This window comes from Rhodoferax sp. GW821-FHT09E07 (genome assembly GCF_059416145.1).
On the sequence record NZ_JBWKOP010000007.1, the window covers coordinates 159,759 to 174,118 of the forward strand.

The following is a 14,360-nucleotide window of genomic DNA, read 5'->3' on the forward strand; positions in this document are numbered from 1 at the left end:
TAGGGCTCTAGCCCCCGTGGAATATGCGCGAGCAGCTATTCTTTTTGTAGCGCCAGTGGGGCCATAAAACCCGCCGTCACTGAACCCTTCTCGGACTGTCCCAACGTATGCGTGCTTTTGTGTGGATGACCGGTGCCCTGGTGTCGTTTTGCCTGATGGCCATTGGCGGGCGTGAGCTGGCTGGTGGCATTAACACCTTCCAGATCCTGTTGTCGCGCAGTGTGATCGGTTTGCTGGTGGTCAGCGCCATCATCTGGCGCAGGGGAAACCTGGGGCTTTTCCGCACCCGGCGCCTGAAGCTGCAGGTGGGGCGCAACCTGTTCCACTTTTTCGGGCAGTACGGCTGGTTTCTGGGCCTGGGCCTGCTGCCACTGGCGCAGGTGTTTGCGCTGGAATTCACCACCCCGCTGTGGACGCTGCTCATTGCGGCGCTGTTCCTCAAGGAAACGCTGACTGCGCGCAAGACGGTGGCGATTGCACTGGGTTCCATCGGTGTAGTGCTGATCCTGAACCCCGGTGGCGACATCGTGAACCCGGCGGCGCTGTATGTGCTGGGAGCCGCGGTCTGCTACGCGCTGTCCTATGTGGCGACCAAGTCCCTGTCCACCACCGAGAACCCGCTCACCATCCTGTTCTACATGTGCCTGGTGCAGCTGCCGCTGGGCGTGGCGCTGAGTGCCGGCCATTTTGTGCTGCCCACGCTGGTGCAGTGGATGTGGCTGACCCTGATCGGGCTCAGCGCGCTGACCGCCCATTTCTGCCTGACCCACGCGATGAAGACCGCCGAGGTCAGCGTGGTGGTGACGCTAGACTTTCTGCGCCTACCGCTGATTGGCGTGGTGGGCATGGCGCTCTATGGCGAGGGTTTCAAGCCCATGCTGCTGGTCGGCGCCGCGCTCATGCTGGTGGGCAACCTCGTCAACGTCTACAAGCCACGCGCCAAGGCTGCGGACTGAACCGCCCTCAGCGGGCGCGGATGCGCTGCACCAGCTTGGTGGTGGAATAGCCCTGCACAAAGGGCAACGCCAGGGCCCGTCCGCCCCAAGACTCCACGAGCGCCGTTTCAGGCAATTTGGCCATGTCGTAGTCGCCGCCCTTGACCAGGATGTCGGGGCGGATCTGCGCAATGATTTCCACCGGTGTGTCCTCGCCAAACCAGGTCACCAGGCTCACTGCTTCCTGACTGGCCATCACGATGGCGCGGTCGGCCTCTGCGTTCAGGGGTCGGTCATCCCCCTTGCCCAGGCGCTTGACCGAGGCATCGGTGTTCAGCGCCACGATCAGGCTGCCACCCAATGCGCGGGCCTGCGCAAGGTACATCACGTGGCCGCGGTGCAACACGTCGAACACCCCGTTGGTGAACACCCAGGGCCGGGGCAAATGCGCCAGCGCGCCCGCCAGCGCGTCCGAGGGCACAATTTTTTGAAGAAATGCGGGAGACTGGTCGATAGATTCCATGACGAAGATGCTAGCAGCACGCCGTTTCCCCGAATCACTGGCCAGACCCAGCCTATGGACATTGCATAATTCGCCGACTTCTATGCACCTCGTTCCCGTCAACGTCGAATCCATCCGCATCGGCCAACCGCTGCCGTTCCCCTTGATGGACAAGAACGGCGTTTTGCTGGCCAAAAAAGCCTTTGTTGTAGCCACGCGCCAGGACCTGGACGAAATCTCCCAGCGCGGCGGCGGCCTCTACATCGACGTCGCCGACTCCGAGGCCCACCACCGCGCCTACGTGGAACGCCTGCATGGCCTGGTGCGCGAAGACAAAACCCTGGGCCAGATCGCCGGCACACAAATCACCAACGACACCACGGCCGCCGAACGCGCCGCTGCGGATGACCGCATGGACTGGCTGGACCTGCAGGAGGTGGCCAACTCGCTGCTGCGCGAGACCCAGCCGGCCATGTTCCGAGAGCGGATGGTGCGCCTGCTGCGCCAGCTGCAACGCAATATGCAGCGCAACGCCGATGGCACGCTGTTTGCGCTGATCTACCTCTCTGCCACCGACACCCGCATGTACAGCGCCACCCACGCCATGCTGGTCAGCGTGATGTGCCACCTGGCCGCCAAAGAGGTGCTGAATTGGCCAGAGGCCGACCAGATCCTGGTGGCCCAGGCCGCATTGACCATGAACATCGGTATGACCGATCTGCAGGACCGGCTGGCCGTTCAGCTGGAGCCGCCGTCGCAGGCACAGCGCGCAGCGATCGACACGCACGCCGAGCGTTCGGCCCAGATGCTGCAGGCCATGGGCGTGGGCGACCATGACTGGCTGGCCGCCGTGCGCGACCACCACCGCCAGGCCCCCGGGCGCCTGGCCGACCGCACCCGTCCCCAGCGCCTGGCCCGGCTGATCCAGCGCGCAGACATGTTTGCCGCCCGCCTGGCGCCGCGCGCGGCACGGGTACCGCTGGCACCCGCCGCGGCCATGCAGGCCTGCTACTTTGACGAGGTGAAGGCGATTGACGAGGCAGGTGCGGCACTCATCAAGGCCGTGGGGATTTACCAACCAGGCTCGTACGTGCGGCTGGCGACGAATGAGATTGCCGTGGTCATCAAGCGCGGGGCCAATACCACCACACCGCGCGTGGCCGTGCTGGTGAACCGCAGCGGCATTCCGACGGTGGAGCCCACCATCCGCGATACCAGCCTCAAGGAATACCGCATCGTCGCCAGCGTGGCGCACCGTGAGGTGAAGGTGCAAATCAACCTCGAGCGGCTGCTGCCGCTCACGGCCATCCCCGCGTCAGACCGGCCGTGGTGAGGCTACGGCCTCCAGCGAGACGCCGAGCTCGCGGGCCAGTTCCTTGCGGTATTTGTTGAGCTCTTGCACCGTGGTGAAGCTGCGCTCCATAAGCAGGCTCATGTTGTGCAGAATGCGCTCGACCACCTTGGTTTCCCAGACCGCATCGAAGTTGATCTGCTTGTCCAGCCAGTGCTCCAGCCACTCGGGGTTGGGCAAGCGGCTTTGCACGGTGTCACGCGGAAACAGCGCCTTGTTCACATGCAGGTTGGTCGGGTGCAAGGCCTGAGCCGTGCGGCGGGCCGATGCCATCAGCACGCCCACTTTGGCAAACGCACTCTTGGCCTCCACGCCGAAATTGCTGATCGCGCGCTTCATGTAACGCAGGTAGGCGCCGCCATGGCGGGCTTCGTCCTGGCTGAGCTTGGTGTAGATCGCCTTGATCACGGGTTCGGTGTGCCATTCGCTGGCGCGGCGGTACCAGTGGTTGAGGCGAATCTCGCCGCAAAAGTGCAGCATTAGCGTTTCCAGCACGGGGGCGGGGTCAAACTCGAAGCGCACAGCGTGCAACTCTTCCTCGGTGGGCGCCATGTCGGGGCGGAAGCGGCGCAGGTACTCCATCAGCACCAGCGAGTGCTTTTGCTCTTCAAAGAACCAGATCGACATGAAGGCGGAAAAGTCGCTGTCACCGCGGTTGTCCCGCAAGAACATCTCGGTGGCCGGCAACGCAGCCCACTCGGTGATGGCATTCATCTTGATCGTGGCGGCCTGCTCGTCGGAGAGCTGGCTGGCGTCGAACGCATCCCATGGGATGTCCTTGTCCATGTCCCAACGGACCGATTCCAGCTGTTTGAAGAGTTCAGGGTAGAGCATGACAACCTTTCAATGCGGCCCAATTTTAGTCTTGACGTGTGTCAGGACCTTGACACACCGATGGCTTTTTCATGACAAGCCAAGGCCTTGGCCTCAATTGTGACCCATTGATTCGATAAATTACCACATAGTCACAAAATTACTTTATAGTTCAAACTATGAAAATCGCCATTGTTGGTTCCGGCATCTCCGGCCTCGCCGTCGCCCACACGCTGCGCGGCCAGGCCGAGCTCACACTGTTCGAGGCAGGCAGCTACTTTGGCGGCCACACCCACACGGTGGACGTAACGCTGCCCGGCCCGCACGGCCCTCTGACCCAGGGGGTGGACACCGGCTTCCTGGTGTTCAACGAGCGTACCTATCCGAATCTCATTGCGCTACTGGCCGAACTGGGCGTGGACACGGCCAAATCGGACATGTCGTTCTCGGTGCAGGTGCCGGGCGCCAAGGCGGGCGCGCCGCTGGAATGGAGCGGCTCGTCGCTCAACACCGTGTTTGCCCAGCGCAGCAACCTGGCAAACCCACGCTTTCTGCGCATGCTGCGCGATGTGTTGCGCTTCAACCAGTTGGCCACCGACATTGCCGTGCGCAACGCAGAAGCCGAGCTCATGCAGCCTCTTAGCGAATTTTTGGTCCAACACCAGCTCAGCGCCGAGTTCCGCGACTGGTATTTCCTGCCCATGCTGGGCTGCATCTGGAGTTGCCCCACCGACCAGATGCTGCAGTTTCCCGTCGCCACCATGATCCGGTTCTGCCATAACCATGGTCTGATCCAGGTCAGCAACCGCCCCCAGTGGTGGACCGTGACTGGCGGCGCCAAACACTATGTGGAAAAGATCGTGGCCCAGGTGGCCGACAAACGCCTGAACACGCCAGTGCAGCTGGTGGAGCGCACAGCCGACGGCGTGCTGATCACCAGCAACGGCCAGACCGAGCGCTTTGACAAGGTGGTGCTGGCCAGCCACTCCGACCAGTCACTGGCGCTGCTGGCCGACGCCACGGCGCAAGAACGCGCCACGCTGGGCGCCATCCGCTACCAGGCCAACCGGGCCGTGCTGCACACCGACACCACGGTGTTGCCGCGCGCACGCCGCGCCTGGGCCGCCTGGAACTACGAGCGCAGTGCGGATGGGGCGCAGGACGCCACCCGCGTCTGCCTGCACTACCTGCTGAACATGCTGCAACCCCTGCCGTTTGCACAAAGTGTGGTCGTGTCGCTGAACCCGGTGCGTGAGATTGCGCCCGAACAAGTGCATGGCAGCTTTGACTATGCCCACCCGGTGTTTGACCTGGCCGCCATCCGCGCGCAAGGCGAAGTGGGCGCCCTGCAGGGCCAGAAGCACACTTATTTCTGCGGCGCCTGGACGGGTTACGGCTTCCACGAGGATGGCCTGAAATCCGGCCTCGGCGTGGCCAAACGTCTGCAGGCCGTGTTGGCCGCCGAGGCCTGACCACCATGCGCACAGCACCTACGCCTCCTGTGTCGGCCGCCCCCGCCGTGGCCCAGCTGGGCTTCGGCCAGGTGCGGCACACGCGGCTGCGCCCAGTGCGCAACGCGTTTGCCTACGGCACCTACTTTCTTATGCTGCCCATGCGCAGCCTGCAGGCCCACGGCCCAGGCGCTTTGGCGCGCAACCGTTGGGCGCCCTTGAGCTTTTATGACCGCGACCATGGCGATGGCCGCGAGCCCGAACAGGGCGGTGCACTGGCCTGGCTGGATGCCCTGCTTCACGCGGAAGGCATTGCGGACGCCGATGGCGAGGTGTGGTTGCACTGCTACCCGCGCGTGCTGGGCTTCACCTTCAAACCGGTGAGCTTCTGGTACTGCCATCGCGCCGACGGCAGCCTGCGCGCCATCGTGGTGGAGGTGAACAACACCTTTGGCGAACGCCACTGCTACCTGCTGGACCAGCCCCGCTACGGCGCCGAGCTGCGCGCAGACAAGGTGTTCCACGTGTCGCCGTTTTGCCCCGTAGAAGGCGGTTACCGCTTTCACTTCATGCTGACACCCGACCTGCAGCGCACCGTGGCGCGCATCGACTACGACGACGCACAAGGTCCGCTCATCGAAACCAGCGTAAGCGGAACCCTGGTGCCACTGACTGCCCAGAGCGTGCACCGCGCGCTGTGGACCTACCCGGCCATGACGCTGGGCGTGGTGGCGCGCATCCATTGGCAGGCGCTCAAGCTGTGGATCCACCACGTGCCCTTTTTCCGCAAGCCCGCGCCGCCCAGCACCCTAACCACCCGCTAACCCGCTTTGCCCCCGACCGAGTGAGACGCCCCATGAACACCTCCAGCATCACCTCCTCCGCGCCCGCCTTCACGCTGCCCCGCGGCACACCGGCGGCCGCACGCACCGTGCTCAAGTTGCTGCAGCACCTGCGACATGGCAGCCTGACCGTGCAGCTGCCCGATGGCAGCACGCAGCGCTTCGGCGGCGAGGCCTTGCCCCACGCCAGCCTGCAATTGCACAACTGGAATGTGTGCAGTGCGGCGCTGAAGTCGGGCGACATCGGCTTTGCCGAAAGCTTTATCGCCGGCGACTGGAGCACGCCCAACCTGACCGAGCTGCTGCGCGTGCTGGTGAAAAACCGCGCCGAGGTGGAGGGCGTGATCTACGGCAGCTGGGCCGGGCGCCTGCTCTACCGCATCAAGCACCTGCTCAACCGCAACACCAAGACCAACAGCCAGAAAAACATACACGCGCACTACGACCTGGGCAATGCCTTCTACACCCTGTGGCTGGACGAGACCATGAACTACTCGTCCGCCATTTTTGCGGGCAACACCCAGCAGCCCATGGCCGAGGCCCAGAAAGCCAAGGTGCGGCGGGCGCTCTCCATGGCTGGCGTGCAGGCGGGTGACCGCATGCTGGAGATTGGCTGCGGCTGGGGTGCGCTGGCCGAGATGGCGACCACCGAATTCAAGGCCTCCCTCACCGGTGTGACGCTGAGCACCGAGCAACTGGCCTTTGCGCGCGAACGCATGGAGCGCTTTGGCGTGCAAGACCATGCCGACCTGCGGCTGCAGGACTACCGCGATATCAGCGACGCGCCGTTTGACGCAATCTGCTCCATCGAAATGGTGGAGGCCGTGGGCCGCGAGTACTGGCCCACCTACTTTGCCAGCGTGGCCAAGCTGCTCAAGCCCGGCGGCCGTGCCTGCGTGCAAAGCATCGTGATTGATGATGCGCTGTTTGACCGCTACATCACGTCTACCGATTTCATCCAGCAGTACATCTTCCCCGGTGGCTGCCTGCCCTGCCCGCGCGAGTTCCGCGCGCAGGCCCGCGCGGCAGGGCTGGAGGTGGTGGACGAATACGCCTTTGGCCCCGATTACGCCGAGACCCTGCGCCGCTGGCGCGATGCCTTCCTGGCCGAGCGTGAGCGTGTGATGGCCGCTGGCTTCGACCAACGCTTCATGCTGATCTGGGAGTTTTACCTGGCCTACTGCGAAGCCGCCTTCGATGAACGCAACATCGACGTGGTGCAGTACACCCTGCAAAAGCGCGCAGCCTGAAGCCTCCCGTCATGCGCCACCCCCTGCCCACCCGCCGAACCCTGCTGCGCTGGGGTGGGAGCGTGGGCGTTTGGTGTTTGACAGGTGTAGCACGGGCACAAGCCACGATGCCGCCAGAAGTACAGGCCCAGCTGCCGCAAGCCAAAGCCGCCGGCGCCACGCGCATGCGGTTTTTTGGCCTCTCGATTTACGACGCGCAACTCTGGGTAGCCCCGGGCTTTGACGCCGCGCAGTACGCCGCCCATCCCCTGGCGCTGGAGCTGCGTTACCTGCGCGCGCTCAAAGGCCAGGCCATCGCCGAACGTTCGTTGCAGGAGATGCGCCGCGGTGGCCCGCTGGACAACGCCACCGAACAGCGCTGGCTGCAGGCCATGGCGGAGGCCTTCCCGGATGTGAAAGACGGCGACCGCCTCACCGGCCTGCACACACCGGGCGCAGGCACGCGGTTTTTCTTCAACGGCAGCCTGCGCGCCACCGTGGCCGACCCGGCGTTTGGTCCGCCGTTCTTTGGCATCTGGCTCGCACCCTGGACCAGCGAGCCGCGCCTGCGTAGTGAGTTACTGGCGGGGTTGGCGCCATGACCCGCTCCAGCACTGCTTTCGACTGGCATGCTGGTTGGCGCTACGGCCTCATGGGCTTGCCGCTGGCCTTTGTGGCGCTGCCGCTGTACGTTACGCTGCCCAACCACTACGCCACGGCCTTTGGCGTGCCACTGGCCACGCTGGGTGCGGTGCTGCTGGCCGCGCGCTTGTTCGACGCACTGATCGACCCGCTGCTGGGCCGCTGGAGCGACCGGCTGTTTGCCCAGTCGCTGCGTGCCGTGCTGGCCTGGGCCGCGCTGGCCTGCATGGTGCTGGGTGCGGGCTTTGCACTGTTGTTCTTCCCACCCATCAAAAGCCCCGGTGCCCTGGTGCTGTGGGCCACGGCCTGCTTGGTCATCACCTACGCGGCCTACAGCGCACTAAGCATCCTGCACCAGTCGTGGGGCGCGCGGCTGGGTGGGGACGAAGTGCAGCGCAGCCGCGTGGTGGCCTGGCGTGAAGGCCTGGGCCTGCTGGGCGTGGTTTTGGCATCGATAGCACCGCTAGCCCTCGGCTTGCCTGCGACAGCAGCTCTGTTTTTCATAGCACTGGGTGCGGGCTGGACTGCCTGGCGTGTGGCACGCCAGCCTCCCGTGGGTGCCGCCGGGGCCGCAGAGGTGGGTTTTTTCGCCGGCCGGCCGGCATCAGTCTGGCTGCCGTTCACGCGACCCACATTTCGTGCGCTGCTGGCGGTGTTTGTGGTCAACGGTATTGCCAGCGCCGTGCCGGCCACGCTCATCCTGTTCTTTGTGCAAGACCGCTTGCAGGCCCCGGCCAGCCAGCAGCCGCTGTTCCTGGGCAGCTATTTTGTTTGCGCCGCCCTGGCGCTGCCGCTGTGGCTGCGCGTGGTGCCGCGCCTGGGCCTGGCGCGCACCTGGCGTCTGGGCATGCTGCTGTCCATGGCGGTGTTTGTATGTGCCACCCAACTCGGCGCGGGCGACACCACGGCATTTCTGGCCGTGTGCGCGCTCTCGGGTGTGGCACTGGGCACCGATCTGGCCCTGCCGGGTGCGCTCTTGGCCGGCACCATTGCCGCCGCGGGGGACCGGGGCCGCACCGAGGGCGCTTACTTTGGCTGGTGGAACTTTGCTACCAAGCTCAACCTCGCGCTGGCCGCAGGCGTGGCCCTGCCGCTGCTGGGCCTGTGGGGTTACACGCCCGGCACGCGCGCCCCTGCGGCGCTGCAGGCACTCACCACCGCCTATTGCATGCTGCCCTGCGCGCTCAAAGCCCTGGCCGCGGTGCTGCTGTCTAGCCTCATCATTCGGAGAACCCCATGAAACGACGCCTGCTCCTGAGCGCCGCCACCGCAGCCAGCACACTTGCGCTGGGCGGCTGCAGCACCCAACGCATCGACCAATACAGCCAGGAAAGACCAGTGCTGGACCTGCAGCAGTACTTCAACGGCGTGCTGGATGCCTATGGCGTGTTCACCGACCACTCGGGCACGGTCGTCAAGCGCTTCACCGTAGTGATGCGCTGCAGCTGGCAGGGCGACGAGGGCGTGCTGGACGAAGACTTCAGCTACTCCGATGGCACAAAGCAAAAGCGCGTTTGGCACCTGAAAAAGCTGGCCGATGGCCGCTACACGGGCACCGCCGACGACGTGGTCGGCACGGCCCAGGGCCAGGCCCGCGGCAACGCGTTTTACTGGACCTACACGCTGAGCCTGCCGGTGGATGGTTCCGTCTACGACGTCAAGTTTGACGACTGGATGTACCTGATGACCGACAGCGTGATGCTCAACAAGGCCACGATGAACAAGTTCGGCGTACGGCTGGGTGAGGTGACGCTGTCGTTCACCAAACGCCCGTAACTACAAGCCAGATCTGCCTCTAGCCCCCATATTCATTGCGCGAGCAGCTATCAAAACAAGAGCAAAGGTTGTTCCCATGCCCTTCTTCACCCCCATGAATCCCCCGCTGCGCGACTGGCGCGGCAAGACGGTCTGGATCGTTGGCGCCTCCAGCGGCATTGGCCAAGCCACAGCCACTGCGCTGCATGCCCAAGGCGCCCAGGTGGTGGTGTCGGCACGCAAGGTGGCGGATCTGGAGGCCTTTGTGGCCACCCACCCGGGCAGCACAGCGCTGCCGCTGGACGCGACCGATGCTGCTGCGGTGCACGCCGCGGCCGACCAGTTGCTGGCGCAAGGCCCGCTGGATTGCGTGCTGTACTGCGCGGGCCATTACGCCGCCATGCGCGCCACGGCGCTGGACCTGGCCGACATGCAGCGCCACACCGCGGTGAACTACACGGGCGCCCTCCATGTGCTGAGCGCCGTGCTGCCCGCGCTGCTGGCGCGCGGTGCAGGCCACATCGCGCTGGTGGGCAGCGTGGCGGGCTACCGCGGCCTGCCCAACAGCCTGGCCTATGGCCCGACCAAGGCGGCCTTGATCAACCTGGCCGAGACGCTGTACCTGGACCTGCATGACAAGGGCATTGGCGTATCACTGATCAACCCCGGCTTTGTGCAAACCCCGCTGACGGCGCAGAACGACTTTGACATGCCCGCCCTGCTGACCCCGACGCAGGCAGCCCAGGCCATGCTGGCCGGCTGGGCGCAAGGCCGCTTCGAGATCCACTTCCCCAAACGGTTCACGTTGTGGCTCAAAGCCCTGCGGGTGTTACCGTACCGGGCCTACTTTTACCTGGTGAGCCGCGCCACCCTATGAACGCATACCCTGTTGCTTGCGACGAGGCCGTCACCCGCGTGATCGCGCTGTTTGAAACCCTCACACCCGCCTCGGTGGCGACACTGCCTGCGTTCTACTCAGCCGATGCGCGCTTCAAAGACCCGTTCAATGATGTGACGGGTTTGCCTGCCATTACGCGCATCTTTACCCATATGTTCGAGGCACTGGAGGCGCCCCGCTTTGTGGTGCGCGAACGCATCGTGCAGGGGCAGCAGTGTTTTCTGACGTGGGAGTTCCGCTTTCGCTTCCGTCGCTTTCGGCAGGGGGAGGAGCAGGTGATTCTGGGCGGCTCGCACCTGGTGTTGGACGGCGCGGGCTTGGTGACACTGCACCGCGACTACTGGGACGCGGCGGAAGAGTTGTACGAAAAATTGCCCTTGGTGGGCGGTGTGATGCGCTGGCTCAAGCGGCGCGCCAACCGCTAGGCGAAATCAACGCCCGGTGGCGTTGGCCTGGTTGCCGAACTTGCTGCCCTGGAAGTCCTGGTGAAAATCCACGGGCCTGCGCGGCTCCCACCAGGCACGCAAGCTGGCAAACACATTGCGGCAGCCCGTGCATTTGTACTCACCCGTGGGCTTGAGCGCGCCGTTGGCAGCGCGGTCAATCACCGGCTGGTAGCTGGTGGCACCGCATTCGCGGCACTTGTAAATGGTTTTGTAAGTCGCCATGGTGGGCCGACTGTAAGCACTGGCGCGGGTTTTGGCCAGTCTTTTTGTGTAATGCCCTGTAAAAACAGGGCTGGCAGCCACTTTTGGGCCGCCAGACCGCGCCAAACCTAGGCAGGAACCGTGTCCATGAAGCTCGGACGCTGCGCCAGTTTCTCGACAAGCTTGGCCAAATTGGGATGGTCCGTGCGCCAGTCGATCTGGGGAAAGCGGAAGTCCAGGTAACCCAACGCACAGCCCACGGCGATGTCGGCCAGGCTCAGGTGTATGCCGGCGCAAAAGGGCTTGTCTCCCAAGCCGCGGGCCATGGCTTTGACCGCATCGTTGACCTTGACCATCTGACGGTCGATCCAGGCCTGGCTGCGCTGGGCCTTGGTACGACCCGTCCACGTCGCTTCCAGGCGCGCCAGGATGGCTGCGTCCATCAGGCCATCGGCCAGGGCTTCCCAGGTCTTGATTTCGGCGCGCTCGCGGCCCACAGAGGGGATGAGCTTGCCCACGGGCGAGAGCGTGTCCAGGTATTCGACGATGACGCGCGAGTCAAACAAGGCTTCTGCGCCTTCCATGATCAGGCAGGGCACCTTGCCCAGCGGATTCGACTCGGCAATGTTGGTGTCTGCCGCCCATACGTCCTCTGTGACGAAGGCGTAATCGAGCTTCTTCTCGGCCATCACGACGCGGACTTTGCGAACATAGGGGCTGGAAGTGGATCCGAGTAATTTCATGGGGTCTAGGCTGTTGCTTGAAGGTCGATTCTATCCAGCAGGGTTTACCAGAACGGCCCTTGGGGTCGGGCGTGGCGCACAACCTACAATTCGGGGATGACTTTCTCCGCCATTTCCGCCCTCTCCCCGCTCGACGGCCGTTACGCCCCCAAGCTCGCCGCCCTGCGCCCCCTCACCAGCGAACTGGGCTATATGCACCGCCGCGTACAGGTGGAGGTGGCGTGGTTCATCGCCCTCAGCGACGCGGGCTTCGCCGAGTTCAAGCCGCTGACGCCCGGAGCCCGTACTTACTTGCTAGGCCTGGTCAAAAACTTCTCGGAAGCGGATGGCGAAGCCATTAAGACTATTGAAAAGACCACCAACCATGATGTAAAGGCGGTGGAATACTGGATCAAGTCCAAGTTCGAGGCGCGCCCAGAACTGGAGAAGGCCGGTGAATTTGTGCACTTTGCCTGCACCAGCGAAGACATCAACAACACCAGCCACGGCCTGCAGCTGCGGTCGGCCCGCGACGTGGTGGTGCTGCCCGCTCTGGACAAGATCGTGCTCAAGCTGCGCGACATGGCCCATGCCTATGCCGACGTGCCCATGCTGAGCCGCACCCACGGCCAAACCGCCAGCCCCACCACGGTCGGCAAGGAAATTGCCAACGTGGTGGTACGCCTGCAGGCCGCCTGCGAGCGCATTGCCAGCGTGAAGATTCTGGCCAAGATGAATGGCGCCGTGGGCAACTACAACGCCCATCTCTCCGCTTGGCCCGACTTTGACTGGGAAGCCTTCAGCCGCAAAGTGGTGGAAACGCCCGAGCCGCTGGGCCTGGGCCTGACCTTCCAGCCCTACAGCATCCAGATCGAGCCACACGACTACATGGCCGAGCTGTTTGACGCCGTGGCCCGCACCAACACCATCCTGATCGACCTGAGCCGCGACATCTGGGGCTATGTGAGCCTGGGCTACTTCAAACAACGCCTGAAAGACGGCGAAGTGGGCTCCAGCACCATGCCGCACAAGGTCAACCCCATCGACTTTGAAAACGCCGAAGGCAACCTGGGTCTGGCCAATGCCGTGCTGCGCCACCTGAGCGAGAAGCTGCCCATCAGCCGTTGGCAGCGCGACCTGACCGATTCCACTGTGCTGCGCAACATGGGCGTGGCCTTGGGCTACGCCGTGCTGGCCTACAGCTCGCTGATGACCGGCCTGAACAAGCTGGAAATCAACGAAGTCGCCATCGCAGAGGACCTGGACGCATCCTGGGAAGTGCTGGCCGAACCCATCCAGACCGTGATGCGCCGTTTCGGCCTGCCCCAGCCTTATGAGCAGCTCAAGAAGTTCACGCGCGGCGCGGCCATGACGCGCGAGCTGATGCAGGGCTTCATCGCCGGGCTGGACCTGCCGCAGGAAGAGAAAGACCGCCTGCTGGCCATGACGCCAGGCAGCTACACCGGCAAAGCGGCCGAGCTGGCAAAGCGCGTCTGATGGCACTCAAATCCACCATCTACAAAGCCAACCTGCAGATTGCAGACATCGAGAACAGCTACTACGCCGACCATGCGCTGACCCTGGCACGCCACCCCAGCGAGACCGATGAACGCATGATGGTGCGGCTGGCCGCGTTGGCGTTCAATGCCTACAAGCTGCAAACCGTGTGCAACGGCGACGGCACACTGGCGTTTGGCGCGGGGTTGTCGGATGTGGAAGACCCTGATGTGTCGCTGACCGACTTCACGGGCCACAAGCGCCTGTGGATCGAGGTGGGCCAGCCCGAGGACAAACCCATCAGCAAAGCCTGCAACAAGGCCGACGCGGTGCTGCTCTACCCCTTTGCCCATTCGGCCGATATTTGGTGGAAGGGCATTGAAAGCAAGCTGAGCCGGCTGGACAAGCTGCAGGTGTGGCGTATCCCGTCGGTCACCTCGCAGGCCCTGGCCAAGCTTGCGCAGCGCAGCATGCAGCTGCAGGCGACGGTGCAAGAAGGTGTGCTGATGCTGGGGGACGGTGTGAATACCGTGGACATCGAGCCGATTCGCTGGAAATAGGCCTCTAGCCCCCGCAAACAGTGCGCAGGCAGCTACTCTTTTGGTAGCAAACTCTCGTCCACGGAATCCCGGCCTTCGGCTGCACGCTCCGCGTATTTGTTGAATCGCCAGGAGGTCGCGTCCAGCGTGATGCGGCGCCAGGTGGCACGCTTGGCGGCCGGGCCCATTTCGGGCCAGCGCTGCACCTCTTCAAAGGTGCGACCACAGCCCTTGCACAGGTCATCGCCCTGGCTGGTGGAGCAAATGGCAATGCAGGGCGTGTCGGGCGTGCTCTCGTACCACGCCATCCAGGCGGCCCGTGCTTTGGGTGGCATGGTCGCCTCGTCGGCGTCGGTCTCATGGTAATAGACCAGCAAGGCATACACCTCGGCCAGCGCCCGTGTGGGGGCGGGCAGGGCTACGCCATCGGGCGAGGGCTCACGCGCGCGCCAGTAGTTGATGGCCGACTCGATGTCGGTGATGTGGATGCCTGCCATAGATTCCCGTAGAGGGGGCGCATCATATACCGGCACGCCC

General features: G+C 64.1%; 17 protein-coding genes. 12 read left to right on the forward strand and 5 right to left on the reverse strand.

Going from position 1 to position 14,360, the window contains the following annotated elements; all coding sequences use genetic code 11:
* Positions 1 to 107: 107 nt before the first annotated feature.
* Positions 108 to 956 carry a DMT family transporter gene (locus AC07OE_RS15125; RefSeq protein ID WP_495071404.1) on the forward strand — a complete coding sequence of 283 codons (849 nt, stop codon included), beginning with the start codon at positions 108 to 110 and terminating at the stop codon, positions 954 to 956.
* Positions 957 to 963: 7 nt separating this feature from the next.
* Here AC07OE_RS15125 and AC07OE_RS15130 read toward each other — a convergent pair whose 3' ends face one another.
* Positions 964 to 1,458 carry an adenylyltransferase/cytidyltransferase family protein gene (locus AC07OE_RS15130; protein WP_495071405.1) on the reverse strand — a complete coding sequence of 165 codons (495 nt, stop codon included), beginning with the start codon at positions 1,456 to 1,458 and terminating at the stop codon, positions 964 to 966.
* An 82-nt stretch (positions 1,459 to 1,540) separates the two neighbouring features.
* Between AC07OE_RS15130 and AC07OE_RS15135 the strand changes: the two genes are divergently transcribed.
* A complete protein-coding gene (locus AC07OE_RS15135) occupies positions 1,541 to 2,770 on the forward strand; it encodes an HD-GYP domain-containing protein (protein ID WP_495071406.1) in 1,230 nt (409 codons plus the stop codon).
* On the opposite strand, the gene AC07OE_RS15140 is transcribed toward AC07OE_RS15135, so the two are convergent.
* Entirely contained in the window at positions 2,753 to 3,622 is an 870-nt protein-coding gene (locus AC07OE_RS15140; RefSeq protein ID WP_495071407.1) for a ferritin family protein, read from the reverse strand. The two genes, AC07OE_RS15135 and AC07OE_RS15140, sit on opposite strands and share 18 nt — an antisense overlap.
* A gap of 158 nt (positions 3,623 to 3,780) precedes the next feature.
* Between AC07OE_RS15140 and AC07OE_RS15145 the strand changes: the two genes are divergently transcribed.
* The 8 genes from AC07OE_RS15145 to AC07OE_RS15180 all read left to right on the forward strand — a co-directional run bounded on the left by AC07OE_RS15145 (position 3,781) and on the right by AC07OE_RS15180 (position 10,843).
* Complete coding sequence (locus AC07OE_RS15145) at positions 3,781 to 5,073, forward strand: NAD(P)/FAD-dependent oxidoreductase (RefSeq protein WP_495071408.1); 1,293 nt, start codon at positions 3,781 to 3,783, stop codon at positions 5,071 to 5,073.
* Between the two features lie 5 nt (positions 5,074 to 5,078).
* Complete coding sequence (locus AC07OE_RS15150; RefSeq protein ID WP_495071409.1) at positions 5,079 to 5,876, forward strand: DUF1365 domain-containing protein; 798 nt, start codon at positions 5,079 to 5,081, stop codon at positions 5,874 to 5,876.
* Between the two features lie 32 nt (positions 5,877 to 5,908).
* Positions 5,909 to 7,144, forward strand: coding sequence for a class I SAM-dependent methyltransferase (locus tag AC07OE_RS15155; RefSeq protein ID WP_495071410.1), 1,236 nt, complete (start codon positions 5,909 to 5,911; stop codon positions 7,142 to 7,144).
* Between the two features lie 11 nt (positions 7,145 to 7,155).
* Complete coding sequence (locus tag AC07OE_RS15160) at positions 7,156 to 7,725, forward strand: chalcone isomerase family protein (protein WP_495071411.1); 570 nt, start codon at positions 7,156 to 7,158, stop codon at positions 7,723 to 7,725.
* Positions 7,722 to 9,005 (forward strand): MFS transporter, encoded by a 1,284-nt coding sequence (locus tag AC07OE_RS15165; RefSeq protein ID WP_495071412.1) that lies wholly within the window; start codon positions 7,722 to 7,724, stop codon positions 9,003 to 9,005. The genes AC07OE_RS15160 and AC07OE_RS15165 overlap by 4 nt, the downstream gene beginning before the upstream one ends.
* Positions 9,002 to 9,541, forward strand: a complete 540-nt coding sequence (locus AC07OE_RS15170) for a DUF3833 domain-containing protein (protein WP_495071413.1) — start codon at positions 9,002 to 9,004, stop codon at positions 9,539 to 9,541. The genes AC07OE_RS15165 and AC07OE_RS15170 overlap by 4 nt, the downstream gene beginning before the upstream one ends.
* Positions 9,542 to 9,617: 76 nt before the next feature.
* Positions 9,618 to 10,397 (forward strand): SDR family NAD(P)-dependent oxidoreductase, encoded by a 780-nt coding sequence (locus tag AC07OE_RS15175; protein ID WP_495071414.1) that lies wholly within the window; start codon positions 9,618 to 9,620, stop codon positions 10,395 to 10,397.
* Positions 10,394 to 10,843 (forward strand): nuclear transport factor 2 family protein, encoded by a 450-nt coding sequence (locus AC07OE_RS15180; protein WP_495071415.1) that lies wholly within the window; start codon positions 10,394 to 10,396, stop codon positions 10,841 to 10,843. Before AC07OE_RS15175 ends, AC07OE_RS15180 begins: the two co-directional genes overlap by 4 nt.
* 6 nt (positions 10,844 to 10,849) lie before the next feature.
* Here the strand turns inward: AC07OE_RS15180 and AC07OE_RS15185 are convergent, their stop codons facing one another.
* Both AC07OE_RS15185 and AC07OE_RS15190 read right to left on the reverse strand, forming a co-directional pair.
* Positions 10,850 to 11,086: a hypothetical protein gene (locus tag AC07OE_RS15185; protein WP_477885992.1), complete on the reverse strand. Its 237-nt coding sequence runs from the start codon at positions 11,084 to 11,086 to the stop codon at positions 10,850 to 10,852.
* Positions 11,087 to 11,193: 107 nt separating this feature from the next.
* Positions 11,194 to 11,808, reverse strand: a complete 615-nt coding sequence (locus AC07OE_RS15190; RefSeq protein WP_495071416.1) for a glutathione S-transferase C-terminal domain-containing protein — start codon at positions 11,806 to 11,808, stop codon at positions 11,194 to 11,196.
* Between the two features lie 96 nt (positions 11,809 to 11,904).
* On the opposite strand from AC07OE_RS15190, the gene purB reads away from it, so the two are divergent.
* The gene (gene purB / locus AC07OE_RS15195) at positions 11,905 to 13,284 is read left to right on the forward strand and encodes an adenylosuccinate lyase (protein WP_495071417.1); all 1,380 of its coding nucleotides are present in this window, start codon (positions 11,905 to 11,907) and stop codon (positions 13,282 to 13,284) included.
* A complete protein-coding gene (locus AC07OE_RS15200; protein ID WP_495071418.1) occupies positions 13,284 to 13,844 on the forward strand; it encodes a YaeQ family protein in 561 nt (186 codons plus the stop codon). The genes purB and AC07OE_RS15200 overlap by 1 nt, the downstream gene beginning before the upstream one ends.
* Positions 13,845 to 13,876: 32 nt before the next feature.
* Here the strand turns inward: AC07OE_RS15200 and AC07OE_RS15205 are convergent, their stop codons facing one another.
* Positions 13,877 to 14,320 (reverse strand): DUF3717 domain-containing protein, encoded by a 444-nt coding sequence (locus tag AC07OE_RS15205; protein ID WP_495071419.1) that lies wholly within the window; start codon positions 14,318 to 14,320, stop codon positions 13,877 to 13,879.
* Positions 14,321 to 14,360: the final 40 nt, after the last annotated feature.

Coding starts and splice junctions, on each gene's coding strand:
- AC07OE_RS15125 (WP_495071404.1), top strand. CDS start 108: ATGCGTGCTTTTGTGTGGATGACCGGTGCCCTGGTGTCGTTTTGCCTG.
- AC07OE_RS15130 (WP_495071405.1), bottom strand. CDS start 1,458: ATGGAATCTATCGACCAGTCTCCCGCATTTCTTCAAAAAATTGTGCCC.
- AC07OE_RS15135 (WP_495071406.1), top strand. CDS start 1,541: ATGCACCTCGTTCCCGTCAACGTCGAATCCATCCGCATCGGCCAACCG.
- AC07OE_RS15140 (WP_495071407.1), bottom strand. CDS start 3,622: ATGCTCTACCCTGAACTCTTCAAACAGCTGGAATCGGTCCGTTGGGAC.
- AC07OE_RS15145 (WP_495071408.1), top strand. CDS start 3,781: ATGAAAATCGCCATTGTTGGTTCCGGCATCTCCGGCCTCGCCGTCGCC.
- AC07OE_RS15150 (WP_495071409.1), top strand. CDS start 5,079: ATGCGCACAGCACCTACGCCTCCTGTGTCGGCCGCCCCCGCCGTGGCC.
- AC07OE_RS15155 (WP_495071410.1), top strand. CDS start 5,909: ATGAACACCTCCAGCATCACCTCCTCCGCGCCCGCCTTCACGCTGCCC.
- AC07OE_RS15160 (WP_495071411.1), top strand. CDS start 7,156: ATGCGCCACCCCCTGCCCACCCGCCGAACCCTGCTGCGCTGGGGTGGG.
- AC07OE_RS15165 (WP_495071412.1), top strand. CDS start 7,722: ATGACCCGCTCCAGCACTGCTTTCGACTGGCATGCTGGTTGGCGCTAC.
- AC07OE_RS15170 (WP_495071413.1), top strand. CDS start 9,002: ATGAAACGACGCCTGCTCCTGAGCGCCGCCACCGCAGCCAGCACACTT.
- AC07OE_RS15175 (WP_495071414.1), top strand. CDS start 9,618: ATGCCCTTCTTCACCCCCATGAATCCCCCGCTGCGCGACTGGCGCGGC.
- AC07OE_RS15180 (WP_495071415.1), top strand. CDS start 10,394: ATGAACGCATACCCTGTTGCTTGCGACGAGGCCGTCACCCGCGTGATC.
- AC07OE_RS15185 (WP_477885992.1), bottom strand. CDS start 11,086: ATGGCGACTTACAAAACCATTTACAAGTGCCGCGAATGCGGTGCCACC.
- AC07OE_RS15190 (WP_495071416.1), bottom strand. CDS start 11,808: ATGAAATTACTCGGATCCACTTCCAGCCCCTATGTTCGCAAAGTCCGC.
- purB (WP_495071417.1), top strand. CDS start 11,905: ATGACTTTCTCCGCCATTTCCGCCCTCTCCCCGCTCGACGGCCGTTAC.
- AC07OE_RS15200 (WP_495071418.1), top strand. CDS start 13,284: ATGGCACTCAAATCCACCATCTACAAAGCCAACCTGCAGATTGCAGAC.
- AC07OE_RS15205 (WP_495071419.1), bottom strand. CDS start 14,320: ATGGCAGGCATCCACATCACCGACATCGAGTCGGCCATCAACTACTGG.